This is a genomic window from Nonomuraea longicatena, from assembly GCF_039525605.1.
GTDB lineage: Bacteria > Actinomycetota > Actinomycetes > Streptosporangiales > Streptosporangiaceae > Nonomuraea > Nonomuraea longicatena.
In genome coordinates this window covers 97466-123870 of record NZ_BAAAHQ010000036.1, presented here as the reverse complement: position 1 = coordinate 123870, position 26405 = coordinate 97466, and the positions used below count along the sequence as shown (strand labels likewise).

Sequence of the window (26405 nt, the reverse complement as noted above, 5' to 3'; positions counted from 1 at the left end):
CGGGCCCGAAGGTTGAGGTTATGCGTCACATCCAGATCTCGCAGGCCGCGACCGACGACCTGCCCGCGCTGGTGGACGCGCTCGGCCAGGAGCGCTACTTCACCGCCCACCTGGCCAGGCAGCGCGACGGTCACGGCGTGCTGCTGGTCGCCTGGTGGGCGGGCGTTCCGGTGGGTGACGTCTACCTGTGGCTCGGCAGCGCGGAGGAGGCCGAGGTCCGCGCCCGGCTGCCCGGCGTGCCGCTGCTGACCCACCTGGAGGTGGTCGGACGCCACCGCAACAAGCGCATCGGCACCCAGCTCGTCGCAGCCGCCGAACGGCGCCTGCGCGCGCTCGGCCACACGCGCGTGGCCCTCGGCGTCGATCTCGACAACCCGCGCGTGTGCCGCCTGTACAAACGCCTCGGCTTCGAGGAGTGGGGCTATCCGCCCGTACGCACCACGCGCGTCGACTACCGGGCCGGGCGGGCGGTCCGCACCGCCGACGTCTGCCGGATCCTCGTCAAGGACCTGTCCCTGTCACTGGCCTCCTGAGGGCTCCTGCCAGGCAATTCACAGGTACGGTGGCTACCCTCCCCCTGCATGACATGGCAGCGCACCTTCAACGACGCGCTGGTCAGGTACACCGGATACCACCTCAGGAAGGCGGAGCGCCCGAAAGCGCCCCCACGGTCCCCGGTCAGGCCGCCAGCCGACGCCCGTACCGACCGGCTGCTGTCGGCTCCGGTCTTCATCCTGTGCCCGGTGCGCTCCGGCTCGACCCTGTTGCGCGCGCTCCTGAACGCCCACTCGGAGCTGCACGCACCGCACGAGCTGCACGTCAGGCGGCTCGGTGTCGGGCTCGGCACCCGGCTGGCCGAGCAGGCCATGGAGGCTCTCGGCCACAACCGGGCCGACCTGGAGCACCTGTTGTGGGACCGGGTGCTCCACCGGGAGCTGGTCCGCAGCGGCAAGCGTCACATCGTGGACAAGACGCCCGCCAACGCCTTCGCCTACGAGCGCATCGCGACGTGCTGGCCGGACGCGCGGTTCGTCTTCCTCCTGCGGCATCCGGCCTCGATCGCGGCCTCCTGGCACGAGGCCGCGCCCGAGCGGCGCAGCCGGGAGGAGGCCGCCGGGGACGCGCTGCGGTACATGAAGGCGGTGCAGCGGGCGCGGGCCGGGTTGCGCGGGCTGACCGTACGGTATGAGGACCTGACGGCGGATCCGGCCCGGGAGACGCGGGCGATCTGCGACTTCCTCGGGCTCGGCTGGGAGCCGGGCATGCTTGAGTACGGCACGCCCGACGTGGTGCGCAAAGGGCTCGGCGACTGGAAGGACAAGATCGTTTCCGGCACGGTGCAGCCCGGCCGGGCGGCCCCGCAGGACGTCCCGGAGGTGCTGCGGCCGATGTGCGAGACGTGGGGGTACCTCCCGTGAGGATCCGCTACCTGCTTCTGCACGCCTACGGCCTAGGCGGCACCATCCGCACCGTGGTCAACCAGGCCAACGCGATGGCCGCCGCGGGCCACAGCGTCGAGATCGTGAGCGTGGTACGGCGGCGCGAGTCCGTCGCCTTCCCCCTCGACCCGAGGGTGACTCTGTCCACGCTGGTCGATCAGCGGGCCGGGCGCCTGCCCGACTCGGTGGCGCGGCGGGCGTGGCGGCGGGTGCGGGGCCGGATGGTGCCCGTGGGCGAGTTCGCCGCCGGATATTTCACCGAACGGGTGGAGAGAGCGGTGATGGAGTACGTCGCCGGACTCGACGACGGCGTGCTCGTCACCACCCGGCCCGCGCTCAACCTGATCTCCGCCCGCCGGGGCTCACGGCGTGTCGTCCGCATCGCCCAGGAGCACATGAACCTGACCGCCTACCGCGAGCCGGTGCGCAGGGAGATCCTGCGCCACTACGGCAGGCTGGACGCCGTGGCCGTGCTCACCGGCGCCACCCGGGACGAGTACCGCAGCGCGCTGCCGCGTACGCCGGTGGTGCGCATCCCGAACGCGGTGCACACCGTCGAGACGACGCACTCACGCCACGAGCGGCCCGTGGTGCTCGCGGCCGGGCGCCTGGTGCGCCAGAAGGGCTTCGACCTGCTGATCCCCGCGTTCGGCGCGGCCACGGAGCGGCATCGGGAGTGGGAGTTGCGGATCTTCGGCACCGGTCCGCGCAGGGAGCGGCTGGCCGCGCTCGTCGAGGAGCACGGGCTGCGGGGACGGGTCCGGCTGATGGGCCGGACGAGCAGCCTCGGCGCGGAGATGGCCGGGGCTTCGGTGTTCGCGCTCAGCTCGCGCTTCGAGGGGCTGCCGATGGTGATGATCGAGGCGATGAGCCACGCGCTGCCCGTCGCCGCCTTCGACTGCCCGACCGGCCCCGCCGAGGTGCTCACCGACGGGTCGGACGGGCTGCTGGTCCCCCCTGAGGACGTCTCCGGCCTCGCCGCCGCGCTGGAGCGGCTGATGGGCGACGTGTCGCTGCGTTCCCGGATGGGCACGGCCGCCGCCGAGACCGCCCGCTCGTACGCTCCCGACCGGGTCATGCCGCTCTGGGAGGATCTGTTCGCCGAACTGCTCGCCGGCGAGCGGGTGACAGACGGCTACTGGCCCGACTGAGGCGGCCCGCCGGTGGTTAGCGTGGAGGCATGACCACAGATCAGCATGGGCTCGCCGTCACCGGCTCCGAGCAGGCGGTGCACCACTACGACCGGGCCGTCGACGAGCTGCTGCACTTCCGCGCCGAGGTGGACGCCGAGGCCGGGGCGGCGCTGGCGGCCGAGCCCGGCTTCGCGATGGGCAACGTGCTGGCCGCCTACCTCGGGCTGCTGACCACGCAGGCCGACGACGCGCGGGCCGCCCGCGAGCGGTTCGCCGCCTTCAGGGGCCGGGTGGGGACCGGCGGGCTGCTCCCCCGTGAGCGCGCCCACGTCGAGGCGGTCCAGGCACTGCTCGACGGCGACTTCACGACCTGCGGCGCCCGGCTGCAGGCCATCAGCGAAGCCTACCCGCGCGACGCGCTCGCCCTGCTCACGGGCCATCAGGTCGACTTCTTCACCGGCGACGCGCGCTCACTGCGCGACCGCGTCGGCGGGGTGCTCACCTCCTGGTCGGAGGACGACCGCCACTACGGTCACGTCCTCGGCATGTACGCCTTCGGCCTGGAGGAGGCCGGGCACTACGACCGTGCGGAGGAGGTGGGGCTGCGGGCCGTGGAGTTCAACGCCCGCGACGTGTGGGGCATCCACGCGGTGGTCCACACCTACGAGATGCAGGGACGCTTCGGCGACGGCGTGCGCTATCTCGACGCCCGCGTGGACGACTGGTCCACCGGCACCTTCTTCAACGTGCACAACTGGTGGCACTACGCGCTGTACTCCCTCGAGTCCGGCGACACCGCCCGCGCCCTGTCCGTCTACGACAGCGTGCTGGCCGACGGGCAGAGCGCCATGGATCTGATCGACGCGGCGGCGCTGCTGTGGCGCCTGTACCTGGAGGGCGACGTGCGGCACGAGCGCTGGCGGGCGCTGGCCGAGGCGTGGGTGCCCAAGGTGGAGGAGGCGTTCTACGCCTTCAACGACGCCCACGCCGTGATGGCCTACGTCGGCGCCGGGCGGATGGCCGAGGCCGAGCGGCTGATCGCCGAGCGTACGGCTTACCTGGCGGACCCGCCCGCGAACTCCTCCAACGCGGCCATGACCGCCCGGGTCGGGCTGCCCGTGTGCCGGGCGCTCGTGGCGTACGGGCGGGGGGAGTACGAGCGGGTGGTGGCGGAGCTGTATCCGATCAGGCACCGGGTCAACGAGTTCGGCGGCAGCCACGCGCAGCGCGACGCCGTGCAGAAGACCCTGCTGGAGGCCGCGCTGCGCGGCGGGCTGCACGACGTGGCGCGCACGCTGCTGAGCGAGCGCGTCTCGGTGCGGCCGTGCAGTCCCTTCAACTGGCTCAAGCAGGCGGACCTGGCCGAGCGGCTCGGCCGCAACGGGGCCGCGGCGACCGCCCGGCTGCGGGCGGAGGAACTGGTCCGCACAGCGTGAGCACCGAAATGTCGGTTGCGGCGAGTAGGCTCCACCCCCATGGGACGACTGACGCTGATGGCCGTGCACGCACATCCTGACGACGAGGTTCTCAGCACGGGCGGCATCCTCGCGCGCTACGCCGACGAGGGCATCCGCACCGTGCTGGTGACCTGCACCAACGGCGAGCAGGGCGACGGCCCCGGCGGGGTGAAGCCCGGTGGCGAGGGCCACGACACGGCCGCCGTGGCGCGGCAGCGCCTCGACGAGTTGCGCGAGTCGGCCGGGCATCTCGGCATCGACCACGTCGAACTGCTCGGCTACCAGGATTCCGGCATGGACGGGTGGGAGGCCAACCACGACCCGGCCGCCTTCGCCAACGTGCCGGTCGAGACCGCCGCCACGCGGCTGGCCGAGCTGATCGAGCGCTACCGGCCGCAGGTGGTGGTGACCTACGACGAGAACGGCGGCTACGGCCACCCCGACCACATCCAGGCGCACCGCATCGCGGTCGCGGCGACCGAGTCCACGGGCATCCCCGACAAGCTCTACTACACGGCGATGCCCCGCGAGGCCATGCGGAAGATGTTCGAGCAGATGCAGGCGGCGGGGGTCGACTTCGGCGACGACTTCGAGCCCGGCGACGACTTCGGCACCCCCGACGAGCTGGTCACGACCACGGTCGACGTGTCCGAGACGGTGGGGCGGAAGATGAAGGCGCTGCGGGCGCACGCGAGCCAGGGCGACAGCATCTTCGTGCTCCAGATGCCGGAGGAGGTCGCCAACGCGGCCTTCTCCCACGAGGCGTTCGTCCGGGTGGTCAACAAGGTCGCCTCGGCGCCCGAGCGTGAGGACGACCTGTTCGCCGGTCTGCGCTGAGCCCGCCCGCTGAGGGCTACCGGTGCTGCTGGCCGTCCTGCCGCTGTCCGGCGAAGACGGGCGCTGTGGCTGCGGTCCGTGGCTGCTTCGTGATCGCCGCGTCCTGCCGCTGTCCGGCGGAGGCGGGCGGGTCGTTGGGGGAAAAATCACCTTAAGAGGGGCTGTTTCCATCCAATGGAAGGCGGGGCGTGCGCGGGGGTGGAGGCGCTTGGATCGCCGTACCCGCAGCTGCGTCACCCTCACCGCCCTGGTCGCCGGGGGCCACCTGGACGAGCTGGCCATGCATGTGCGGGCGGCGCTGCGGAGCGGCCTGACGCCGGAGGAGATCGGCGAGGTGCTGCTGCAGTGCGCGATCTACTGCGGCGTACCCGCCGCGAACGCGGCGTTCGCCGTCGCCCAGCGGGTGCTCAACGACGTGGCGGACGGGGCCGGTTGACGGCGCGCAGCAGCACGAACTTCGGGTCGCTGGCCACGACCTCGCACCCGCCGAACAGCCGGCGCAGTTTGGCGTGATAGCCGAGGTGCCGGTTGCCGATCACCCACAGCTCGCCGCCGGGCCGCAGCGCGCGGCGGGCGCCGGTGAACATGCGCCAGGCGGTCTTGTCGGTGCTGGTCTGGTGCGAGTGGAAGGGCGGGTTGTTGACCACGAGGTCGAGGGAGCCGGACTCAAGGTCGCCGATGCCGTCGCAGACGAGGAAGCGTGCGCAGCCCGCGACCGCGTTGGCACGGGCCGAGGCGATGGCCTGGTGGGACTCGTCGAGGTAGACGAGTTCGGCTTCGGGGTTGGCCAGCGAGACGGCCAGGCCGACGACGCCGTTGCCGCAGCCGAGGTCTGCCACCCGGACCGGACCGTGCGTCGCGGGCAGGTGGGTGAGCAGGAAGCGGGTGCCGATGTCGAGCCGGTCGGCGCAGAAGACGCCCGCGTGGTTGACGATCTCGCGCCCTGACACGACGCCGGCGTCGCGGGGCAGCCGGTAGGTGTGGGGCCACGGGTTGGCGGGCCGGACCAGGCCGGGGTCGGGGGTGGCGAAGACGAGGCGGGCCTTCTTCTCGGCGAGGGAGGTCCTGGTGGGCCCGACGAGCCGTTCGAACAGGCGCAGCGTCGAGGTGTGGATCTCCTTGACCATGCCGGTGCCGACGACGACGGAGTCCGCGTGCAGGGCGGGGGCCAGCCGGTGGAGCTGGTCTTCGAGCAGGGCGAGGCTCTTCGGGACGCGGACCAGCAGCGTGTCGATGCGCTCGGGCGGGCTGTCCTGGGTGGTGAGCAGGGTGGCGGTGCCGCCGTTGCGCTTCAGGTTGGCGCGGGTGGCCTCCTGGGTGAGGAAGGAGTCGCTGATCTGCACCGGGTCGCAGGCCGCGAGGGCGGTGGTGAGCGCGCCCCAGCGGTCGCCGAGGACGACCACGAGGCCGGTGGGTGTGCCGACGTGGCGCAGCAGATAGGCGTCGGCGGCGTCCCAGGCGCGCAGCGGGTCGCGCGGATCCTCGGGGTAGCGGGTGAGGTCGGCGCTGAGGAGTCGGTCCATCGTGGACCCAGGCTAGCGCGGGCCGGAGCTCACCGGCCCCGCTCGCGCGGCCACCGCGGCAGGCCGGTCGATCCGGACGCCGCCTTCGGCTCACCGGCCCCGCTCGCGCAGCCACCGCGCCACGGCCGCGCTCATCTTCGCGCCCTGGTCGAGGACGGCTGCCTTGGCCGCGGCCGGGCCGGCGCCGGTCGCCTGGCCGAGGATCACACCGAGCACCAGCCTGCCGCGCACCCGGGAGGCCCACACCAGGTTGCCTCCGGCCACGGTCCCCGAGCCGGTCTTGACCCCGATGACGCCGTCGCGCCCGAGCAGGGTGTTGGTGTTGGGCAGGCTTCTGCCCTCCCCCGGTACGACGGTGTGGGTGCCGGCCACCACCTCGCGGAAGACCGGGTCCGCCATCGCCTTCCTGGCCAGGATGAGCTGGTCGGCGGCGGTGCTGACGGTGCTGTCCTCGTTGCCGCTGGCGCCGGTGTACCTGGTGTCGTCCATACCGAGGCGGCGGGCGGCGGCGTTCATGCGTCCGACGAAGCGCTCCTGCGACCCCGCCTCCCAGCGGGCGAGCAGCCGCGCCACGTTGTTGCCCGAGGGCACCAGCATGAGCTCCAGCGCGTGGCGCAGCCGGATCCGCTGACCTTCCCTGACCGGTGCGGTGGACTCCACCCGGGTGTGGGACTCCTCCGCCGCCGCCGCGTCCACGGTGATCAGCGGACCGTCGTCGCCGGGCGCCAGCGGGTGGCGGCCCAGGATGACGTGGGCGGTCATGATCTTGGTGACGCTGGCGATGGGGACGGGTCGCTGTTCGCCGCTGACGCCGAGGCTGCCGATTCCCTCGACCTCGACGGCGGACTGCCCCTCCTCCGGCCACGGCAGGGACACCGACGCCGAGGCGGTGCCGGATCCAGGCGGCAGGCTGCCGCAGCCGGTGAGGGTGACCAGGAGAAACATCAACACTCTTCGCATACCGGTCAGGTTGCGCGGCGGAGGTGTCCCGGCGGCCGCGACCGCGTCGCCGTACCGGCTTGGTCGGGTATCGGTCCTGTATCAGCGTGGCAGGCGCAGCCTGGCGACGGCGCCGCCGTCGGGGGCGTTGGCGAAGGTGAGCTCGGCGCCGATGACGGCGGCCTGGCCCAGCGCGATCGTGAGCCCGAGCCCGTGCCCGCGCCCGCGTTCCTCGGCGCCGGTGCGGAAGCGCTGCGGCCCGTCGGCGAGCAGTACGGCGGGGTAGCCGGGGCCGTGGTCGCGGACCGCGATCTCCTCGGCGGCGACCACGACCTCCACGGGCGCCGCCCCATGGCGCTGGGCGTTGACCAGCAGGTTGGCGAGGATACGGTCCAGGCGGCGCGGGTCGGTCTCCGCAACCGGGTCGCCGAAGGCCCGCACCCGGGCCTCGACCCCGGAGCGGGCGGCCGACTGCGCGGCGAGGTCGGCGAGCGGCACGCGGACACGTTCGGCCACCTCGGCGCCCGCGTCCAGCCGGGAGATCTCCAGCAGGTCCTCGACCAGGGCGCGCAGCACCCGCACCCGGTCACGTACCAGGCCGGCGGCCTCGCCGTCGTCCAGCAGCGCGGCCGCGGCGCCCAGCCCCATCAGCGGGGTGCGCAGGTCGTGGGCGACGTCGGCGGTGAAGCGCTGCTCGGCGAGCAGCCGGTGCTGCAGGCTCGCGGCCATGGAGTCCACGGCGGCGGAGATGTCGGCGATCTCGTCGCCGCCGGCCCGGCGCGCGCCCACGCGGGCGTCGAGGTCACCGTCCGCGATCTTCCGTGCGGTGACGGCGACCCGGCGCAGGCGGCGGTTGACCGGTTCGGCCAGCAGGACCGACAGGGGCACCGCCACGGCCAGCGCGGTCAGCGCCGCCTTGACCATCGCGCGGTCGAGGGCGCGCAGCCGCAGGAGGTCGGAGGCCATCTCCGTCTGGGAGACCGAGACCATCCCGTCGTCGAGCAGCAGGCCCGCCCACATCCACGGCTGTTCGGGCTGGGTGTCGTCGTACCAGGTGACGGGCTCGCCTCGGACGAGCCGGGCGCGCAGCGGCTCGGGCAGCGCGGTGGGGTGCCTGATCCAGTCGGTCCACGGGGTTACGCCGCTGGGCGGCCGGCGGGTGCGGTACTCCTCGGCGGTCTGCGTGACCTCCCGCATCGCCCGGCCCTCGCCCTCGCGCATGCCGCGTTCCCGGAACATGTCGTGCACGAGCACGCCGACGACGGCCGTGACCGCGCCGCAGGCGAGCACGATCAGCGCCGCGATCTTCCAGCGCAGCGAGCCGGGTCTCATGACCTGCGCAGCTTGTAGCCGAACCCGCGCACGGTCTCGATGCGCTCGGCGCCGATCTTCTTGCGCAGCCGCTGCACGCACAGGTCGACGACACGGCTGTCGCCGTCCCAGCCGTAGTCCCACACCTCGCGCAGCAGCGTGGCGCGTTCCAGGACGATGCCGGGGTTGGCGGCGAACACCAGCAGCAGCCGCAGTTCGCTCGGCGCGAGCTCGACCGGGGTGCCGGCCAGCCGTACCTCCAGAGCCGCCGGGTCGACGCTCAGGTCGCCGAAGGTGAGCACGCCCGTCGCCGCGACCGGCGCGGCCGTACGGCGCAGCAGCGATCGGATCCGCGCCACCAGCACCGGGATGTCCACGGGTTTGACCACGTAGTCGTCGGCCCCCGCCTCCAGCCCCGACACGACGTCGAAGGAGTCGCCGCGCGCCGACATCATCAGGATCGGCACCTGGCTGGTCTCCCTGACCCTGCGGCACAGGCCGATGCCGTCGAGGCCGGGAAGCATGATGTCGAGCACCAGCAGGTCGTGCCCGCCCGCCCGGAAGGTCTCCAGCCCGGCCAGCCCGTCGCCGGCGGTGGCCAGGCGGTAGCCGTAGCGTTCGAGGGCCATCGAGACGGTCCTGCGGATCACGTCGTCGTCCTCGACGAGCAGAATGGAGGTCACGCCACAGCCTATGGCAGCTCGGAGAAGCGCTCGACGGCCTCGGTGGCGCCCGAGACCAGGACCACGTCGTCGTAGGTCAGCTCGGTCTCGGCCGTGGCGTAGGTGAACTCCTCGCCCCTGCTCTTGACGGCGACGATGGTGACGCCGTACTTGCGGCGCAGGCTGGAGCGGCCGAGCGGCACCCCGACGTACTCCTTGGGCGGGCGGGTCTTGACCAGTGCGAAGCCCTCGTCGACCTGCATGTAGTCGAGCATCCGGCCGCTGACCAGGTGGGCGACCCGCTCGCCCATGTCGTGCTCGGGGAAGACGACGTGGTGGGCGCCGATGCGGCGCAGGATCTGGCCGTGCTGGCGGCTGACGGCCTTGGCCCAGATGTCGTCGATCTCCAGCTCCGACAGCAGCGCCGCGGTCAGGATGCTGGCCTCCAGGTCGCCGCCGATCGCGACGACGGCCCGGTAGAAGTCGGGCACGCCGAGCTGGCGCAGCGCCTCCAGGTCGGTGGCGTCGGCGGTGGCGATGTGGGTGATGCGACCGGCCAGGCTCTGCGCCACCTTGGGACGGTTGTCGATCGCCAGCACCTCGGTGCCGCGCCGCGTCAGCTCCAGCGCCAGCGAGGTGCCGAACCGGCCCAGGCCGATCACCACGACCGGGTCGCTGTTCTTGTCAGCCAACGATGACCCTCTCCTCGGGCAGCTCGTAGCGGCGGCTGCGCTCCCGGAGCGCCAGCGCCCACCCCAGCGTCAGCGGGCCGGTACGGCCCACGAACATCAGCAGGGACAGCAGGATAAGCCCGACGGGCGAGAACTGGGAGGTGATACCCGTGGACAGGCCCGTCGTGGTGAACGCGGAGATCACCTCGAACAGCACCCGGTCGAGCCCGAACGGGCTGATCACGAGCAGGACGTAGGTGGACGCGGCCACCAGCATCCCGCTGATCAGCGTGATCGCGATGGCCTGACGCTGCACCGCCCCCGACACGCGGCGGTTGCCGATGTTGACGTGCGGCTCGCCGCGCAGCTCGGCCCAGATGACGTAGGCGAGGACGCCGAACGTCGTGACCTTGATGCCGCCCGCGGTGCTGGCGCTGCCGCCGCCGATGAACATGAGCAGGTCGCTGAACAGCCAGCTCGACGAGTGCATCTGGCCGACGTCGACGGTATTGAGGCCGGCGGAACGGGTCATCGAGGAGGCGAACAAGGCGGCCATCAGCTTGTCGCCCTCGCTGAGCGGGCCGAAGGTGCCCGCGTTGTCCCACTCGGCGACCAGCAGGAACAGGGTGCCGACGGCCAGCAGCGCCAGCGAGATCCACACGGTCAGCCTGGTCATGATCGACCAGCGGCGCGGGCGCAGCCAGTTGCGGCGCAGCTCGAAGACAACGGGGAAGCCGAGGCCGCCGACGACCACCGCGAGGGTGATCGTCACGCTGATCCACGGGTCGGCGACGAACCGGTTCAGGCCGTCGGGCCACAGCGCGAACCCGGCGTGGTTGAAGGCCATGATGCTGTGGAAGACGCCGTAATAGACGGCGCGCAGGAACGGTTCGCCGTACCCGATCATCCAGCGGGCGGCGAGGACGGCGGCGAAGACCACCTCGCACGTGAGGCTGAAGACGACCACCCGGCGGGCGATCACCCGCACGTCGGCCATGCTGAGCATGCTGGTCTCCGCCTGCGCCATCAGCCGGAAGCGCAGCCCGACACGGCGGCCGACCAGCACCGCGAACAGCGTCGCGAACGTCATGATGCCGAGGCCGCCGACCTGCGCCAGCCCGGCGATCACGAGTTCGCCGAAGACCGACCAGTGGGCCTGGGTGTCGACGACGGCCAAGCCGGTGACGGTGACGGCGGAGGTGGCGGTGAACAGCGCGTCGACCACGTCCGCGGGCCTGCCCGTGGTGGCGATCGGCTGCAGCAGCAGGACGGTGCCGACGACGACCAGCAACCCGAAGGAGGTCACCACCAGCTGGGCCGGGTGCTGGAAACGCGACAGAAGGACGCTCGTCCAGCGGGAGCGCCTGGACAAGCCGGTCATGGTGTGGCGGCCTCCGGCCGGCGTCGCCGGGCGGATGCACGGCGAATGCGGACAATGCCGGTCATGGCGCCGATCCTACGCCCGCCGTCGCCCCGCTCGTGCGGCGAGGCGCTACTTGACCTGGAGCGCGCTCCAGCATCCACACTCCGGGACATGGAATACCGTGAGATCGGAACCGACCCTGCCACCCGCCGCAAGGTGAGCGTGCTCTCTCTCGGCGCGATGCTCTTCGGCACCCGGACGGACGAGCGCACCTCGTTCGCCGTCCTCGACCGGTTCGTCGAGGCGGGCGGCACCTTCATCGACACCTCGAACAACTACGCGTTCTGGGCCGACGGCGGCCAGGGCGGGCAGAGCGAGGCGGTGCTCGGCCGCTGGCGCCGCAGCCGGGGTGTCACCGACGAGGTGGTGATCGCCACCAAGCTCGGCGCGCGCCCGCTCTCCCCCGGCACCGGCTACGAGGACAACCCCGAGGGTCTGTCGGCCCGGGTGATCCGTGAGCAGGCGGACCTGAGCCGGGAACGGCTCGGGGTCGAGCGGCTCGACGTCCTGTACGCCCACATCGAGGACCGTACGGTGCCGCTGGAGGAGACCGTCGCCGCCTTCGGCGCCCTGGTCGCCGACGGGACGGTCGGCCTGCTCGGCGCCAGCAACCACGCCGTGTGGCGGGTGGAGCGCGCCCGCGCGCTGGCGGCCTCGGCCGGGGTGGCGGGCTTCGAGGTGCTGCAGTACCAGCACAGCCTGCTGCGGCCGCGCTTCGACGTGCCCTCCGGCCTCTTCCCCGACGGCAGCATCGGCCACGTCGGCCCCGAGCTGGTCGGCTATCTGCGGGCCGAGCCGGGCCTGACCCTGGTGGCGTACTCGCCGCTGCTGGCCGGGGCCTACACGCGGACGGACAAGCCGCTGCCGCCCGACTACGACCACCCGGGCACGCCGCCGCGCCTGGCGGTGCTGCGCGAGGTCGCGAAGGAGACGGGGGCGACGCCCAACCAGGTCGTGCTGGCCTGGCAGCTCGGCCTGCCCTTCCCGGTGATCCCGCTGGCGGGGGCCTCGTCGCTGGAGCAGTTGGAGGAGAACCTGGCCGCCGTGGAGCTCGCGCTCAGCGACGACCAGCGGGCCCGTCTGAGCGCGGCGCACTGACCGACTGCGGCAGGGTCGTCGTCCCGCGCTTCGGCGCGGGGGCCGACGGAGGGGGTACGACGGGGCCGAGGTCGCCGTCCGGCGCGGTGTCGAGGTCGGCGATCACCGGGGCGTGGTCGCTGGGACCGGTGCCCTTGCGGGCGTGCCGGTCGACCCAGGCGGCGCGCACCCGCGCCGCCACCGGGGCGGTGGCCAGGACGAGGTCGATGCGCATGCCGAGGTCCTTGTGGAACATGCCGGCGCGGTAGTCCCAGTAGGTGAACACGCGGGAGTCCGGCCAGCGTTCGCGGACCACGTCGTGCAACCCGGCCGACAGCAGCCGGGTCAGGGCGGCGCGCTCGGGTTCGGTGACGTGGGTCTGGCCGGCGTAGGCGTCGGGGTCGAAGACGTCGGCGTCGGCCGGGGCGATGTTGACGTCGCCGCACACCAGGACGTCGGCCGGGCCCTGCTCGACCTGCTCGCGCAAGGCCGCCAGCCAGTCGAGTTTGTACCGGTAGTGGGGGGAGCCGGGGGTGCGGCCGTTGGGCACGTACACGGAGTGGACGCGCACGCCACCGCAGGTGGCGGACACGGCGCGGGCCTCCTCGTGCGGGAATCCCGGCGCCCCCGGCACTCCCTTGACGACGTCGGCGAGGCCGACCCTGGACAGGATCGCCACGCCGTTCCAGCGGGGTTCGCCGTTCAGGGCGGCCTCGTAGCCTCTGGCGGCCAGTTCGCCGCCGAGCACCGCCGTGAGGGCGTCGTCGGCGAGCTTGGTCTCCTGCAGGCAGACGACGTCGGGGCGGCGCTCGTCGAGCCACGGCAGCAGCCGGGGCACCCGTTGCCTGATCGAGTTGACGTTCCAGGTGGCCACACGCACCGGTCAACGATAGCAACGGGCGGCCCTCACAGCCGGGCGAGCAGCTCCCGCGCCTGTTCGGCGAAGGATTCGTCGCCGGTGCCCGCCGCCCTCTCCAGCATGCGGCGGGCCTCGGCGAGGTCGCCGCGCTCGTAGCGGATCTCGCCGAGCCGGTGGGCGGCCTCCGCGACCAGGTCGGACTGCTCGGTGAGGTTCAGCGTCAGCTCGTAGTAGCGCAGGGCGCCGTCCCTGTCGCCGAGCCAGTAGCACAACTCGCCGAGGTGGGCGGCGGCCAGGCCCGCCTGCTCGTCACCGGAGTCGATCACCCGCAGGTACCAGGTGAGGGCCTCGGGCAGGTCGCGGGACTTCTTGGCCAGGGCGCCCAGGTACATCGCGGCGAGCGCGGCCATCCGTGGGTTCGCGGAGTCGGCGGCACGCAGGTACCAGGCGCGTGCCTGGAGCGGGTCGTCCTCGTGGTGGCTGTTGCCGAGCGCGACGGCGGCCCTGGGCCCGAGGGTGTCGTCGGTGCCGGCGAGTCGCTCGTAGATCTCGCGGGCCTCCTCCACCTGCCCGGCCTCCATGAGCTCGCGGCCCAGGGTCCACAGCGCCATCGGCTCCCCGGACTCGGCGTTGGCCCGCAGGTCCTCGATGGAGACCCGGGGCTGGTCGCCCGTGCGCAGGTCGTTCACCACACTCATGAACAGCGCGCGCATCGGGCTGCTCTCGTCGGCCGCGTGGCGGGCCGCCACCTCGTACAGTTCCTCGGCCTCGGTCTGGGTGTCGAGCGTGGTCAGCAGTTCGCCGCCCGCCCGCATCCGCACGAGCGGGTCCTCGTGGTGCTCCAGCCGACGCAGGATCTCCTTGGCGGCCTCGACCTCCCCCAGGTCCTTCAGGCGTCCGGCGAGCGCGATCTCGGTGGCGGGGTCGGTGCCGACCAGTGTGTAGTAACCCCGCAGCGCCCCGGCGTCCTCGCAGTCGGCCGACAGCTCCTCCGCCCAGGCGCCCCGGTGCTCGGCCGGGGCGAGTTCGAGTACCCGGACGGCCAGCGTGTGCTCGCCGTTCTCGGCCGCGCGGCGGGCGGAGCCGTACAGGCGGTTCAACGCGTCGGCGGCGAGGCCGCTGTCCATGGCGCTCGCGGCGGCGAACCGCTCGGCGGCGCCCAGCGGGTCGCCCGCCTCCGCCAGCCATACACCGGAGCTGACCGTCGCCCTGGTGACGGTGTCCGGGTCGCCGGAGTCCAGGGCGTGCCTGAGCGCCTCTTGCGCGGCCGTCGGGTCGCCCTGCTGACGGAGGACGATCGCGAGGTCGACGCGGGCGCCGACACCGGGTTCGCCGACGGCGATCGCCTTGCGGAACATCTGGACGGCGCCCGGCAGGTCCCCGACCTCCTTGCACGCATCGCCCCACATCCAGTACCCGGCGGCGACGGTGTCGGGGTCCCCGGTCGCGACCGCGCGTTCGGCGAGGTCGGCCACGGCCTCGTGTTCCTTCCTGAGGGCGAGGCCGCCCAGCAGGTAGCGCAGGGCGGCCAGATCGCCGCCGTCGGCCGCCCCGGTCAGCAGGGCGGCGGCGCCGTCGTGGTCCTCCAGTTCCTCCAGCAGCCGCACGGCCGGCCGCCAGGCGGCGGGCAGCGCGCTCCGGTAGGCGGCCACGGCGCCCCGCCAGTCGCCGCGTTGCTCCCTGTAGTGGCCGATCCTGGTCCAGGCGTGCTCCTCCAGGCGGGTGTCGCCGCACGTGGTCGCGGGCAGCGCGGCGACCTCTGCGGCCGACGGGCTGCGCCGGTCGAGGAAGAGATCGCCGAGTACGAGCCCGGCCTCGGCGGCCAGGACGGTGTCGCCGTACTCGGTGACCAGGGTCAGCAGCCCCAGGTCCGCCGTGGCCCTGGCGTGCGCGTACACACGGGCCGCCGCCTCCTCCGACGGGCGGGCGGCGAGCAGGCGGCGGACGGCGAGGGCGTCCTCGTCGTAGAGGGCCAGCATCAGCTCGACGGTCTCACCGCCGAGGGCCTCGGCGAGTTCGGCGGCAGCCGTGTCCCTGTCGCCTTCGCGCAGCAGCACGGCCACCCGCTCCGGCGGGGACAGCTCGCCGAGCCGCAGCCGCGCGGAGCCGGCCACGCCGGAGTCGTCCTGCTCGGCCGCGCGCCGGAGCGCGTCCCGCGCGTCCTCCGGCCGACCGGCCGCCTCCAGGTGCGTGGCCAGGTCCAGCAGGGCCGCCGGGCTCGCAGCGGCCTCCAGGGCGGCCACGGCGCCGGGCAGGTCGCCGGTCTCGGCCAGCATGGCGCCGAGCAGGCGAGCGGGCTCGGCGTGCCCTGCGGCGACGGCCGCCCGTGCCACGCCGATCGCGCCGTCCAGATCGCCCTGCTCCCGCATCAGTACGGCGAGGCGCTCGGAGACGGCCCCGCCCAGCTCGGGGTGGGCGGCCAGGGGAAGGAACCCCTCGATGGCCTCCGCGGTGCGCCCGGCGTCGGCCAGCGCACCGGCGAGCAGGTACGGCGCGGCCTCCGTGTATTCCTCGGCGAGCAACCGGCGGGCGTCGTCGGTCCGGCCGAGCGCCGCCAGCGTCCCGGCCAGCCGCGTGATCGCCCACTCGGCCACCTCGTCGTCCTCGTGTTCGAGCAGGGGCCGAAGGTGCTCGGCCGCCAGTTCGGGGTCGGCGAGTTCGCCGACGCGCTTCCTGAACTCGGTGGTGAGGTTCTCGCTCTCCTCCTCGGCGTCGAGCCCCGCCAGGTAGGCGGCGACGGCGCCGGGCGTGTCGCCGTTCTCCTGGCGGAGCGAGCCGAGGTACAGCGCCGCTTCCTGCCGGTACGACGGCTCCCCGTGGGACAGCGCCAGCGCCAGCGCGCCTTCCGCCAAGACGGGTTCGCCGAGCCGGTGCCGGTAGTGGGCGAAGTCGATCACGACCCGGGTGAGCTGCGCCCTGAGCTCCGCCTGCGCCAGTGCGTCCGCCGCGCCGGCGAAGTCGTGATCGAGCAGGAGGCGCAGGCACCGGGCGTCGGCCGCCGACGGGTGCCCGTCCGGGATCCGGGTCAGGGGTCCGCGGGCCAGGTCGGGCTGCCCCAGCCGCAGGCGGGTCGCGGCGAGCAGGAGTGCGTGGAGCGGCGCGGTCTCCTGGCCGCCGTCGGCGAGCCCGTCCTCGTGGAGGGCGCACTGGGCGAGCAGGTCGTCGTCGTGCAGCAGGATCCGCAGCAGACTGTGCCTGGATTGCTCGCGGACGCCCCGGTTGACGCACTCCCCTGCGCGGGCGAAGGCCGCGCGCGCATGGGCCACGTCGTCCTCGAACTCGGTGAAGTCCGGCTGGTTCAGGAAGATCTCGCCGAGCGTGTGGGCGACCCAGGGGGCCACCAGCGGGTGGCTCGCGGGCAGGGCGAGGCGCAGCCTGCGGATCCGCTCCTCGTCGTCGTCCTTCACCAGGGCGACGGCGTGGACGGCCGCGTATCCCAGGGCGAGCGGGTCGCCGGAGACGATCGCCTTGTGGTAGAGGTCGGCCGCCTGCGCCGGGTCGCCGCCGGCGAGCGCCGTGGCGGCGAGGAAGACGTTGCCGAGCGCCGCCACCTGCGGGTCGGGGTGCGCGGCGGCCTCCTCGTAGGCGGCGACCCCCGCTTGCCGGCCATGCCGCTGGTGCGCGGCGAAGGCGTGGAGGATCGGGTGCGGGTCGGCTCCCTCCTGCTCCAGCAGGTGCAGGAGCAGCGCGCAGAGCAGCCCCTGCTCGGCGTCCCGGCCCTCGCTCACGAAGCGCAGCAGGTCGTCGGCCTGCTCACGGTCGCCTTCGCCGAGTTCGAGCAAGGCCAGGGATATCATCGCGCGCAGGGCGTGCGCCGACTCGCCGGAGTCCGAAGCGCGGCGGAGCAGGGTGCGGGCCCCGGCCAGGTCGCCCGCGCGCAGCCGGTCCAGCCCGGCGCCGGTGTCCTGGAGCGCCTGCTCCTCGACGGGGTCCTCCAGCGGCTCCCTGGCCTTGGCGCGCGTGAGCTGGATCTCGGCCAGCAGGCGGGTGTCGAGGTCGGGGTGGTGCTCTGCAGTGGCGGCCAGGAGGTCGAGGGCCTCGTCGCGGTGCGCGGCGGCGGACTCGGCCACCGCGCCGAGCAGTGCCACGCCGGCCTGTGCCCATTCGGCCTCGCCGGACTCCAGGACGGCGCGCAGGTGGGGCAGGGCCGGGCCGTACTGCTCGGACTCGATGTCCATCTGGGACAGGCAGGCGTGCGCGTTGACGGCGAAGCGGGGGTGGCCGCTGGCGGCCACTCGCTGGAACAGGGCGCGGGCGCCGTCCTCGTCGCCGACCAGGGCGCTCAGCCTGGCCTGCTCGATGAGGACCTCCAGCCGGAAGTCGGGCCTCGGGTCCTCCGCCGCCCGCCGGTAGGCCGCCAGCGACTCGCCGTACTCCTCCAGGTCGTAGAGGACGGCGCCGAGCAGCTTGTAGGCGAGCGTGCGGTGTTCGGGGTCGCCGACGGCGATGGCGTGCTCGCACACCTCGCGGGCGGCGGTGTAGGCGCGCTCTTCGGCGTAGGCGCTGTAGAGGTGGAAGGCCGACAGCGACACGATCTCGGGGTCGCCGCAGGTCAGCAGGTGCTGGAAGGCTTCCAGGTCGCCGGTCTGCTCGGCCAGTTCGAACACCTCGCGGGCGGCCTCGGGGGCGGGGCGCGACAGTTCGGGCAGTTGCAGGCGTTCGGCCAGTTCGGCGACCGAGGGGCTGGCGCACGCGCGGGCCCGCTCCAGCGCCTCCTGGGCGCCGCCGAGGTCGCCGAGCTTGGTGAGGACGAGCACGAGCGCGGTGTCGGCGAGGGCCGCGACCTCGAAGTCGGCGCCGCCCGAGGCGAGCGAGAGGACCCGGTGGGCGGCCCCCCACTCCTCGGCGTTGACCAGGAGCATACCCATCGACATCGCCGAGCGCTGGCCGTAGACCGGGTCGCCGGACTGGATCACCGCCCGGTGGGCGGCCTCGGCGCCGTCGAGGTCGGAGCGGAGTTCGAGCAGGAGGGCCAGGCGGTGCGACGCCTCCGCGTCGCCGGTGGCGGCGACTTGGCGGAGCAGGACCGCGGCGCCGTCGAGATCGCCTTCCTGCCAGAGCCGGAGTGCCTCAGCAATCCCCGCATGTGACGACATGTTCCCCCTACCACCGAAATCGCCTGACAAGGTGCAAAATTTACACATCTGTCACTCCGGCCACAGGGGATTCGCGGATCTTGCCTCAAGGACGTGTCAGAGCCCGGCGCACTGGTCCTCCTTGTCGCCCGCGACCGTGTTCGCCCCGCCCTTGGGCGCCGGGGAGTTCTCCTTGCACTGCAGGTCGCCCTTGACCCGGTTGCCGGTGATCTCGGCCGTACCCCGGTTGCCGACGACCTGGACGTTGCCGCCCACCTGGCTGCCGCGCACCTTCAGCCCACCCCGGTTGGCGTCGTACTGGATGTCGCCGTCCACCCGCGAGGACGTGACGCTCGCGGCGCCACCCTGCTTGACCTGCACGTTGCCGCCCACGCTCGACGAGCGGCCCACGCTGACCGACCGGGCGTTCTCGCCCTGTACGTCACCGGTGACCTTCACGCCGCGCGCCACGAGCGTCGCGCCGCGCTCGACCTTCACCGTGCCCTTCACGCGGGTGCCGGTGAGGGCGCAGGTGGCGCCCTCCGGGACCCGTACGTCGTCGAGGGTCACCGCGCCGACGCGGCCCTCACAGGTCCGCTCGTCCGCCAGCGCCGGGACGGCGAGCAGGCCCGCCCCCAGCCCCACGCCCAGCCCCACACCCGCGATCACCATCGTCATCCTGCCCATTTCCGGCCTCCTCTGCTTATTGCTTGAGAAAAGCCTCAATGCGGGCGATGAGACGGTCCTGGGATCCGGATGAGAGAGCTCTCATCAGCTCATGAAGACCACCCGGTCGATCAGGCCGCCCCTGACGCGGTAGGCGACCATCAGCACCGCCTCTCCCCTGGAGGTGCCGACCGCGTGCTCGTGGTCGACCGCCCACTCGCCCGCCTCCATCCGGCCGAGGAGGTCGGCGCGGCAGGTCCGGGCGGCGAACTGCGCTGTGTACCGCTCGCGCAGGAACGCGCGGCCGCGCCCCGCCACCTCGTCGCCCGACAGGACGACGACGTCCTCGGCGTAGCAGGCGACGAACGCGTCGAGGTCGTGCGCGTTGTAGGCGTCGAGCTGACGCTGGGCGAGCGCGGCGGGGGTGGTGCTCATGTGCTCTCCTCGATGATCATCTGTGGGCGACCGGTGACGAGCAGCCAGGCGGGCAGTACGGCGAGGCACAGCACCGGCAGCAGGTCGAGGTCGGCCACCATCGTGGCGGCCATGAACAGGCTGAGCCAACCCTGCTGGGTGATGGCGAGCGTCACACCCATCACCGCGCAGGCGATCGACAGCGTCACCGGCACGCCCGGGACCAGCGCCGTGACCAGCAGGCCCAGCGCTCCGCCCGCGAACACCACCGGGAAGATCCGGCCGCCGACGAACCCGGCCGTCGCCGCCACCAGCAGCGCGGCCATCTTCACCGCGAGGACCAGCGCCAGCGTCGCCGCGCCGTCGTGCGCGGCCACCAGTTCCTTCAGCTCGCTCAGCCCCTTGAACAGGGTGATCTGGCCGCCGATCACGCCCAGCACGCCGAGGACCAGGCCGCCCAGCATCAGACGCGGCACCGGGTGGGGAACGCGGTGGAAGAACGTGTGAACGTACGGGAAGGCGTAGACCGCCGCCAGCCCGACCAGCACGCCCGCGACCGCCACCAGCGCGCCGGCGACCAGGTCGCCCGCCCGGAAGGTGTAGCCGGGCAGACCCAGGTCGAAGACCGGGGCCGCGACCAGCACCGTCGTGATCGCGCCCGCGCCCGCGGCGATGAGCGGCGCGAACAGCCGGTCCCACAGCGGCTCGTCCTTGGAGCCGAGCGCCATCTCCGACAGGATCAGCGCCGCCGCGACCGGTGTGCCGAACAACGCGCCGATCGTGCCCGCCGCCCCGAGCGCCGCCCAGACCGGGATCCGGATGCCCGGCAGCACCCGGGCGCCGACGGCCACCGCGAGCGCGACGTTGGCGGCGGTGATCGGATTCTCCGGGCCCAGGCTGACGCCGCCCGCCAGGGTGATCCCCGTGGCCAGCAGCATGCCGGGTACCACCCGGACCGGCAGCGGGGGGCCGACCAGGCCCTCGGTCGCCGGGTCCGGGCCGATCGGGACCTTCCACACCACCAGCCCGGCCACCAGGCCGACGGCGGTCAGCATGCCGAGCGTCCACCAGCCGGAGCCGCCGTCCAGCCCGAGCGAGGCGGGCAGGTGCTTCCACAGCACCTCCTGCACCCACTCGGCCGCCAGGCTGACCACCAGTAGCACCAGGCTGGAGGCCACGCCGACGACGAGTGCGGGCAGGGCCGGCCGAGCCAGCGCGCGGGCGGTGGTGCCGCCGGTCAAGTGGCGGCACCGGGGTCGGGCGTCATGGTCTGAGCCTTGCCCGCGGGCGCCCTGCCCAGCGTCAAGCGGGGTTAACTTTCTGCCCCGACCGGGCATTCCCGGCCATGGCCGCGATTCGGCCATGGGCCAGGCTCGACCCCGGTCGGGGGTCGTACCGCCGGGCGGGCTCGCGCCGTCGGGCCGGGCTCCTCTCGGGGTCTCGGACGAGAGTGCGCTACCGCACCGGCAGGCCGGTGACGGCGCGGCCGATGATGAGGCGCTGGATCTCCGACGTACCCTCGAAGATGGTGAAGATCTTTGCGTCCCGGTGGAAGCGCTCCACCGGGTGCTCGCGGGTGTAGCCCGCGCCGCCCAGGATCTGGATGGCCTGCTCGCTCACCCAGACCGCGTTCTCGCCCGCGACCAGTTTGGACATCGAGCCCTCCGCCCGCTCGAACGGGCGCCCGTTGCGCGCCATCCACGCCGCCCGCCAGGTCAGCAGCCGGGCCGCGTCGACGCGGGTGGCCATCTCGGCCAGCAGGAACGCGACCGCCTGGTTCTCGCCGATCCTGCGGCCGAACTGCTCGCGCTCGCCCGCGTAGTCCCGGGCGTACTCGTAGGCGGCGCGGGCGATGCCGACGGCCATGGCGGCCACCGACGGGCGCGTGGTCTCGAAGGTGCGCATCGCTGCCTGCTCGCCCGAGCGCCGCCCCTCGCGCGCGCCCGCCAGCCGGGCCTCCAGCTTCTCCGCACCGCCGAGCAGGCAGGACGCCGGGAGGCGGACGTCGTCCAGGATCACCTCGGCGGTGTGCGAGGCGCGGATGCCGTGTTTGCGGAACTTCTGCCCCATCGACAGACCGGGCGTCCCGGGCGGGACGATGAAACCGGCCTGGCCCCTGGTGCCGAGGTCGGGGTCCACGGAGGCGACGACGATGTGGACGTCGGCGATGCCGCCGTTGGTGGCCCAGGTCTTGACGCCGCTGAGCAGCCAGTCGCCCGACGGCTGCCGTACGGCGCGCGTCCTGATGGCGCCGACGTCGGAACCCGCGTCCGGCTCAGAGGCGCAGAAGGCGCCCAGTTTGACGTCGTCGGCGGTGCCGAACAGTTGCGGCAGCCACTCCCCCATCTGCTCCTGGGTACCGCCGGCCGACAGGGCGGCGGCCGCGAGCCCGGTGCCGACGATGGACAGGCCGATTCCGGCGTCCCCCCAGAAGATCTCCTCGAACGCCACGGGCAGGGCCAGGCCGCTCGGCTCGAACCACTGGGTGGCGAAGAAGTCGAGGGAGTAGAGGCCGATCTTGGCGGCTTCCTGGATGACGGGCCAGGGGGTCTGTTCGCGTTCGTCCCACTCGGCGCCTGCCGGGCGGATGACGTCGCGAGCGAAGACGCGGACCCAGTCGCGCACGTTCACCACGTCGTCGCTCAGGTCAAGGCTGAAGCCCGACATAGCGCCACCTTCCCGATATTTGGTGATCTCGGGTATGGACGGTCACACCCTACCGGCGAGTAGCCTCAGCCGCCAGGGCGGAACACCCCCGGACTGTCGGTGACCCTCGGTAGCCTTTCGCTCACCATCAGCCCCCTGCCCGGAAGCCCCCGATGAACCGCTGGCTCGCCGCCCTCCTCGCCGCGCTCGCCGTCGCGGCCGGCTACCTCCTGCTCCGACCGGCCGACGCGACCGCCGTCACCGCCTACTTCGACCGCGCCGTCGGCCTCTACCCCGGCTCCGACGTCCGCGTCCTGGGCGTCAAGGTGGGCGAGGTGACCGCCGTGACGCCCGAGGGCGGGCGGGTGCGGGTCGAGCTGACCTACTCCGCCGCGCACAAGGTCCCGGCGGAGGCGGAGGCGGTCATCGTGGCCCGGTCCGTCGTGGCCGACCGGTATGTGCAGTTGGCGCCGCCGTACACGGGAGGGCCGGTGCTGAGCGACGGCGCCACGCTCGCGCGCGGGCGGGCGCCCGTCGAGATCGACGAGGCGCTGCGCAGCTTCAACACGCTCACCAGGGCGCTCGGACCGGACGCGGCGGGCTCGGGAGGGGCGCTGGCCCGGCTGCTGCGGGTGTCGGCCGATACCTTCGGCGGGCAGGGAGAGACGGTGGGGGCGACCGTACGGGGGCTGTCCGACGCCACAGCGGCGCTCACCGCCAATCAGGACGACTTCTCCCAGACCATCCGCAACCTCGCGCGCACCACGCAGACGCTCGCCGAGGACGACGCGCGGGTGCGGGCCTTCATGCGCGACCTGTCCACCGTCTCGGGGCAGTTGGAGGGGGAGCGCGAGGAACTGCGCGCGGTGCTGCGGTCGCTGTCGGGGACGCTGGCAGAGGTGGCCCGCTTCGTCGAGGACAACCGCGGGGAGATCTCGGCGAACGTCCGCGACGTGGCCGCCGTCACGCGACTGCTGGTGAGACAGCGGCGCTCGATCGAGACGTTCCTGGACGTCGCGCCGCTGACGGCCGGCAACGCCAACAACGCCTACGACCCCCGGGCCGGGGTCTTCCGGACGCGGCTCGACCTCAACGGGCAGACCGACGACCTGGGGATGTGGCTGTGTTCACTGGCGTACTCACTGGGCACGCCGCCGTCGCGGTGCGGGCCCCTGCTGCGTCCGCTGACGCCGCTGGGACAGGCGCTCGACAAGGTCGGGGTCGATCCCTCGACGCTGCTGCCGGACGCGCGGGTGGAGACTCCGGATTTCAGCATCGGCGGCCTGCTGCGCACACCGCCGGGCCGTACCCGCGAGTGACACCGCACGTCCGCCGACGCGGTGCGGCGGACACGGACCACCGACGCGGAGCAGGACGCGCAGCCACCGACGCGATGCTGCGGACGCGAAGTCACCGACGCGCAGTTACCGGCGCCGTGCGGCGGACGGTGGTGTCCGGGGTCAGCGGCGGCGGTGGAGGCTGACCGCGTAGCCGTCGTCGGCGAACGGTCGCGTGTCCCACGTGGAGTAGCGTCGTTCCAGTGTCAGACCCGCGGCGGCGCACCAGCGGTCGTACTCGGCCAGGGTGAAGGTCGGTGCGACGGGCAGATGGGCGGCGTCGAGACCGAATCCGGTCACCACGAGCCCGCCGGGCTTCGCGGCGGCGGCGAGGTTGGCCATGATGCGCGGCTCGGTGCCCTCGGCCAGCAGCGGGATGACGTTGCCCGCCGCCACCACCAGGTCGAACTCCCCCAGCCCGGCCAGCCCCTCCCGCCCTGCCAGCCCTGCCGGGTCGGCCAGGTCGGTCGGCCCTGCCGGGTCGGCCAGGTCGGCGAGATCGGCGGCGACCCAGGTGAGGTCCGGCGCCAAGCGGGCGGCCACCGCCAGCATGGAGGCGTCGAGGTCGACGCCGACCACGTCGTACCCGAGTTCGGCCAGCCGGATCGCCACCCGGCCGGTGCCGCAGCCGGCGTCCAGCACCCGGGCACCGACCGGCACCAGCGACGCGCACAGCGTGGCCTCGCCGTGGACGTCCGCGCCGGAGGCGGCGAGCGCGGCGAAGCGCTCGGCGTACCTCTCACCGCCTCTGCCACCGGTCAGATCCGTCCAACGGCTCATCGAAGCCCCTTTCCAGCCGTCGCCATTCTCCCACGCCCGCCTGCCGACGGCGTGAGCAGCGGGACGGCCTGCAGCCGGCCGCTCAGCCGAGGCCCACCACCGGTGGAGCGCCCGCGCTGTTGTCGAAGACCAGCATGACGGCCAGCACGCCGAGCATGCCGCCCATCACCACCCGCTGGACCCGCAGCCAGAAGGGGCGGGCGGCCAGGAATCCGGCGACGCCGCCGGCGATCAGCACGATCGACAGGTTGACCGTCGTGGCCACCGCGATCTGCAGGCCGCCGAGGACGATTCCCTGGAGCAGCACGTTCCCCTTGTCGAGAGCGACGAACTGCGGGATGACGGAGATGTACAGAATGGCGATCTTGGGGTTGAGCAGGTTCGTCATCAGCCCCATGCCGAACAGCCTGCCCGGCGCGTCGTGCGGCACCTCCTGCACGGTGAAGACCGACGCCCCGCCGGGTTTGACGGTCTTCCAGGCCAGCCACAGCAGGTAGGCGGCGCCGGCCAGCCGGATGGCGGTGAGGATCTGCGGGAACGCGGCGAGGAGCACCGCCAGGCCGAGGTTCGTGGCGAGGAGGTAGACGAGGAAGCCGACGACGACACCGGCCAGCGAGATGACACCCGCCCGGCGGCCCTGGCCGATGCTCCGCGACACCAGGTACATCATGTTCGGGCCCGGTGACAGCACCATTCCGAGCGCCACGGCGACGACGCCCAGCACCGCACTCTGTTCGATCACCGATGCCGCCTTCCGTCGGAAATCGATGCTCCGGAGTCACGGCACCGACCGCCTTGTCAGCGTATTCGACCGCAGATTCCGAGTGCAATATTCGAAATTGCACTCGGTGCAATATGATGAATGCTCGACTGCGGTGAGACTCGACTGCGGTGAGGGGAGAGCGCAGTGAGAGGAGAGCGCAGTGAGAGGAGAGCGCAGTGAGAGGAGAGCGCGGTGGACGATTACCGGCGGGTCGCCGACGAGGTGGCCTCGGAGATCACATCAGGACGCCTGCGGCCCGGCGACCGGCTCCCGCCTCAGCGCGCCTTCGCCCGTGGCCGGGGCATCGCCGACTCCACCGCCGCCCGTGTCTACCGGGAACTGACCCGGCGCGGGCTGACCGTCGGCGAGGTCGGCAGAGGCACCTATGTCCGGGCCGCCGCCCCGCGCCCCGGCCCCTCCCTGACCGAGCCCGGCAGCAGCCGGATCGACCTTGAGTTCAACTACCCCGACCTCCCCGGGCAGGCGGAACTGCTCGGCGAGGCCATGGCGCCCCTGCTGCGTCCCGACGTCCTGGGCGCGGCGATGCGGCCGGTGGGCGCGGCCGGCACCCCTCTCGCCCGTGAGGTCGCCGCCGATCTGCTCTCCCGCCACGACTGGCGGCCTCGGCCCGAGCAGGTGCTGTTCACGGGCAACGGCCGGCAGGCTGTCGCGGGCGCCATCGCCGCCCTGGTGCCGCCGGGCGCGCGCCTGGGTGTCGAGGAACTCACCTATCCCGTCCTCAAGACGATCGCCGCCCGCCTCGGGGTCACGCTCGTCCCGTTGGCCATGGACGAGCACGGACTGGTGCCCGACTCCGTGGTGGCCTCAGCGCGCAGGGCGCCGCTGGCCGCGCTCTATCTGCAGCCGACGCTGCACAACCCGCTGTCGCTGACGATGCCGCCCGCCCGGCGGGCCGAACTCGCCGAGGTGCTCACCCGGCTCGGCCTCCACGCGATCGAGGACGCCGTCTGGTCGTTCCTCGCCGACGACCGGCCGCCGCTGGCCGCGTTCGCGCCCGAGCGCACGATCCTGGTCGACAGCCTGTCCAAACGGCTCGCGCCCGGCCTGAGCGTCGGGTTCGCCGTCGTCCCGGACGAGGTGAGCGCCGGCATGACCGCGGCGCTGCACTCCGGCGCCTGGACGCCGATACGGTTCGCGCTGGAGGCGGCGACCAGGTGGGTGGGCGACGGCGTCGTCGGCTCGGTGACGCTCGGCAAGCGGCGGGAGGTGGCCGTGCGGCAGGAGATCGTCGCCCGCCACCTCGGCGGGTTCGCCGTCCGCACCGACCCGCGCTCCTTCTACTGCTGGTGGGAACTGCCCGCCCCGTGGCGGGCCGACACGTTCGTGGCCGCCGCCGCGCGGTACGGCATCGCCGTCACCCCCGCGGCGGCCT

At 73.1% G+C, this 26405-nt stretch carries 22 protein-coding genes and 1 pseudogene; 9 read left to right on the top strand and 14 right to left on the bottom strand.

The features are described 5' to 3' along the window. The first annotated feature begins 20 nt into the window (after nt 1–20). From ABD120_RS29210 to ABD120_RS29185, 6 genes and pseudogenes are all read left to right on the top strand, one after another. Nucleotides 21–533 (top strand): GNAT family N-acetyltransferase, encoded by a 513-nt coding sequence (locus ABD120_RS29210; protein WP_343953362.1) that lies wholly within the window; start codon nt 21–23, stop codon nt 531–533. A gap of 48 nt (nt 534–581) precedes the next feature. Then, nucleotides 582–1418, top strand: coding sequence for a sulfotransferase family protein (locus tag ABD120_RS29205; protein ID WP_343953361.1), 837 nt, complete (start codon nt 582–584; stop codon nt 1416–1418). Continuing rightward, complete coding sequence (locus ABD120_RS29200) at nt 1415–2590, top strand: glycosyltransferase family 4 protein (protein ID WP_343953359.1); 1176 nt, start codon at nt 1415–1417, stop codon at nt 2588–2590. The genes ABD120_RS29205 and ABD120_RS29200 overlap by 4 nt, the downstream gene beginning before the upstream one ends. 29 nt (nt 2591–2619) lie before the next feature. Beyond that, nucleotides 2620–4008 carry a tetratricopeptide repeat protein gene (locus tag ABD120_RS29195; RefSeq protein WP_343953357.1) on the top strand — a complete coding sequence of 463 codons (1389 nt, stop codon included), beginning with the start codon at nt 2620–2622 and terminating at the stop codon, nt 4006–4008. Nucleotides 4009–4047: 39 nt separating this feature from the next. Beyond that, on the top strand, nt 4048–4866 hold the full coding sequence (locus ABD120_RS29190; protein WP_343953356.1) for a PIG-L family deacetylase: 819 nt from the start codon (nt 4048–4050) through the stop codon (nt 4864–4866). A gap of 199 nt (nt 4867–5065) precedes the next feature. Further along, nucleotides 5066–5302, top strand: a pseudogene (locus ABD120_RS29185) (carboxymuconolactone decarboxylase family protein); the annotation flags it as partial. Here ABD120_RS29185 and ABD120_RS29180 read toward each other — a convergent pair. From ABD120_RS29180 to ABD120_RS29155, 6 genes are all read right to left on the bottom strand, one after another. Further along, nucleotides 5274–6389, bottom strand: coding sequence for a methyltransferase (locus ABD120_RS29180; RefSeq protein WP_343953355.1), 1116 nt, complete (start codon nt 6387–6389; stop codon nt 5274–5276). The pseudogene ABD120_RS29185 and the gene ABD120_RS29180 overlap by 29 nt on opposite strands. Nucleotides 6390–6479: 90 nt before the next feature. After that, nucleotides 6480–7349 carry a D-alanyl-D-alanine carboxypeptidase family protein gene (locus ABD120_RS29175; protein ID WP_343953354.1) on the bottom strand — a complete coding sequence of 290 codons (870 nt, stop codon included), beginning with the start codon at nt 7347–7349 and terminating at the stop codon, nt 6480–6482. Between the two features lie 81 nt (nt 7350–7430). Beyond that, nucleotides 7431–8660 carry a sensor histidine kinase gene (locus ABD120_RS29170; protein ID WP_343953353.1) on the bottom strand — a complete coding sequence of 410 codons (1230 nt, stop codon included), beginning with the start codon at nt 8658–8660 and terminating at the stop codon, nt 7431–7433. Then, nucleotides 8657–9322 (bottom strand): two-component system response regulator CseB, encoded by a 666-nt coding sequence (gene cseB, locus ABD120_RS29165; protein WP_343953351.1) that lies wholly within the window; start codon nt 9320–9322, stop codon nt 8657–8659. The genes ABD120_RS29170 and cseB overlap by 4 nt, the downstream gene beginning before the upstream one ends. Nucleotides 9323–9330: 8 nt before the next feature. Next, nucleotides 9331–9993, bottom strand: coding sequence for a potassium channel family protein (locus tag ABD120_RS29160; protein ID WP_343953350.1), 663 nt, complete (start codon nt 9991–9993; stop codon nt 9331–9333). Further along, entirely contained in the window at nt 9986–11353 is a 1368-nt protein-coding gene (locus tag ABD120_RS29155) for a TrkH family potassium uptake protein (protein WP_343953349.1), read from the bottom strand. The genes ABD120_RS29160 and ABD120_RS29155 overlap by 8 nt, the downstream gene beginning before the upstream one ends. Before the next feature lie 153 nt (nt 11354–11506). On the opposite strand from ABD120_RS29155, the gene ABD120_RS29150 reads away from it, so the two are divergent. Continuing rightward, a complete protein-coding gene (locus ABD120_RS29150; RefSeq protein WP_343953348.1) occupies nt 11507–12493 on the top strand; it encodes an aldo/keto reductase in 987 nt (328 codons plus the stop codon). Here the strand turns inward: ABD120_RS29150 and ABD120_RS29145 are convergent. The 6 genes from ABD120_RS29145 to ABD120_RS29120 form a co-directional block, all read right to left on the bottom strand. Next, nucleotides 12453–13352 (bottom strand): exodeoxyribonuclease III, encoded by a 900-nt coding sequence (locus ABD120_RS29145; RefSeq protein ID WP_343953347.1) that lies wholly within the window; start codon nt 13350–13352, stop codon nt 12453–12455. The two genes, ABD120_RS29150 and ABD120_RS29145, sit on opposite strands and share 41 nt — an antisense overlap. Nucleotides 13353–13378: 26 nt before the next feature. Then, nucleotides 13379–18427: a hypothetical protein gene (locus tag ABD120_RS29140; protein WP_343953346.1), complete on the bottom strand. Its 5049-nt coding sequence runs from the start codon at nt 18425–18427 to the stop codon at nt 13379–13381. 96 nt (nt 18428–18523) lie between these two features. Further along, nucleotides 18524–19093, bottom strand: coding sequence for a hypothetical protein (locus ABD120_RS29135; RefSeq protein ID WP_343953345.1), 570 nt, complete (start codon nt 19091–19093; stop codon nt 18524–18526). An 84-nt stretch (nt 19094–19177) separates the two neighbouring features. Further along, on the bottom strand, nt 19178–19507 hold the full coding sequence (locus ABD120_RS29130) for a nuclear transport factor 2 family protein (RefSeq protein ID WP_343953344.1): 330 nt from the start codon (nt 19505–19507) through the stop codon (nt 19178–19180). Beyond that, a complete protein-coding gene (locus ABD120_RS29125; protein ID WP_343953343.1) occupies nt 19504–20727 on the bottom strand; it encodes an ion channel protein in 1224 nt (407 codons plus the stop codon). The genes ABD120_RS29130 and ABD120_RS29125 overlap by 4 nt, the downstream gene beginning before the upstream one ends. 214 nt (nt 20728–20941) lie before the next feature. Beyond that, complete coding sequence (locus tag ABD120_RS29120; RefSeq protein WP_343953342.1) at nt 20942–22153, bottom strand: acyl-CoA dehydrogenase family protein; 1212 nt, start codon at nt 22151–22153, stop codon at nt 20942–20944. Nucleotides 22154–22305: 152 nt separating this feature from the next. Here ABD120_RS29120 and ABD120_RS29115 point away from each other — a divergent pair, with 152 nt between their 5' ends. Then, the gene (locus ABD120_RS29115; protein WP_343953341.1) at nt 22306–23451 is read left to right on the top strand and encodes an MCE family protein; all 1146 of its coding nucleotides are present in this window, start codon (nt 22306–22308) and stop codon (nt 23449–23451) included. 141 nt (nt 23452–23592) lie between these two features. Here the strand turns inward: ABD120_RS29115 and ABD120_RS29110 are convergent, their stop codons facing one another. Both ABD120_RS29110 and ABD120_RS29105 read right to left on the bottom strand, forming a co-directional pair. Further along, entirely contained in the window at nt 23593–24249 is a 657-nt protein-coding gene (locus tag ABD120_RS29110; RefSeq protein ID WP_343953340.1) for a class I SAM-dependent methyltransferase, read from the bottom strand. A gap of 82 nt (nt 24250–24331) precedes the next feature. Next, entirely contained in the window at nt 24332–24991 is a 660-nt protein-coding gene (locus tag ABD120_RS29105; RefSeq protein ID WP_343953339.1) for a LysE family translocator, read from the bottom strand. Between the two features lie 213 nt (nt 24992–25204). Here ABD120_RS29105 and ABD120_RS29100 point away from each other — a divergent pair. Beyond that, on the top strand, nt 25205–26405 hold a 1201-nt coding region (locus ABD120_RS29100), incomplete at its 3' end, for an aminotransferase-like domain-containing protein (protein WP_343953338.1).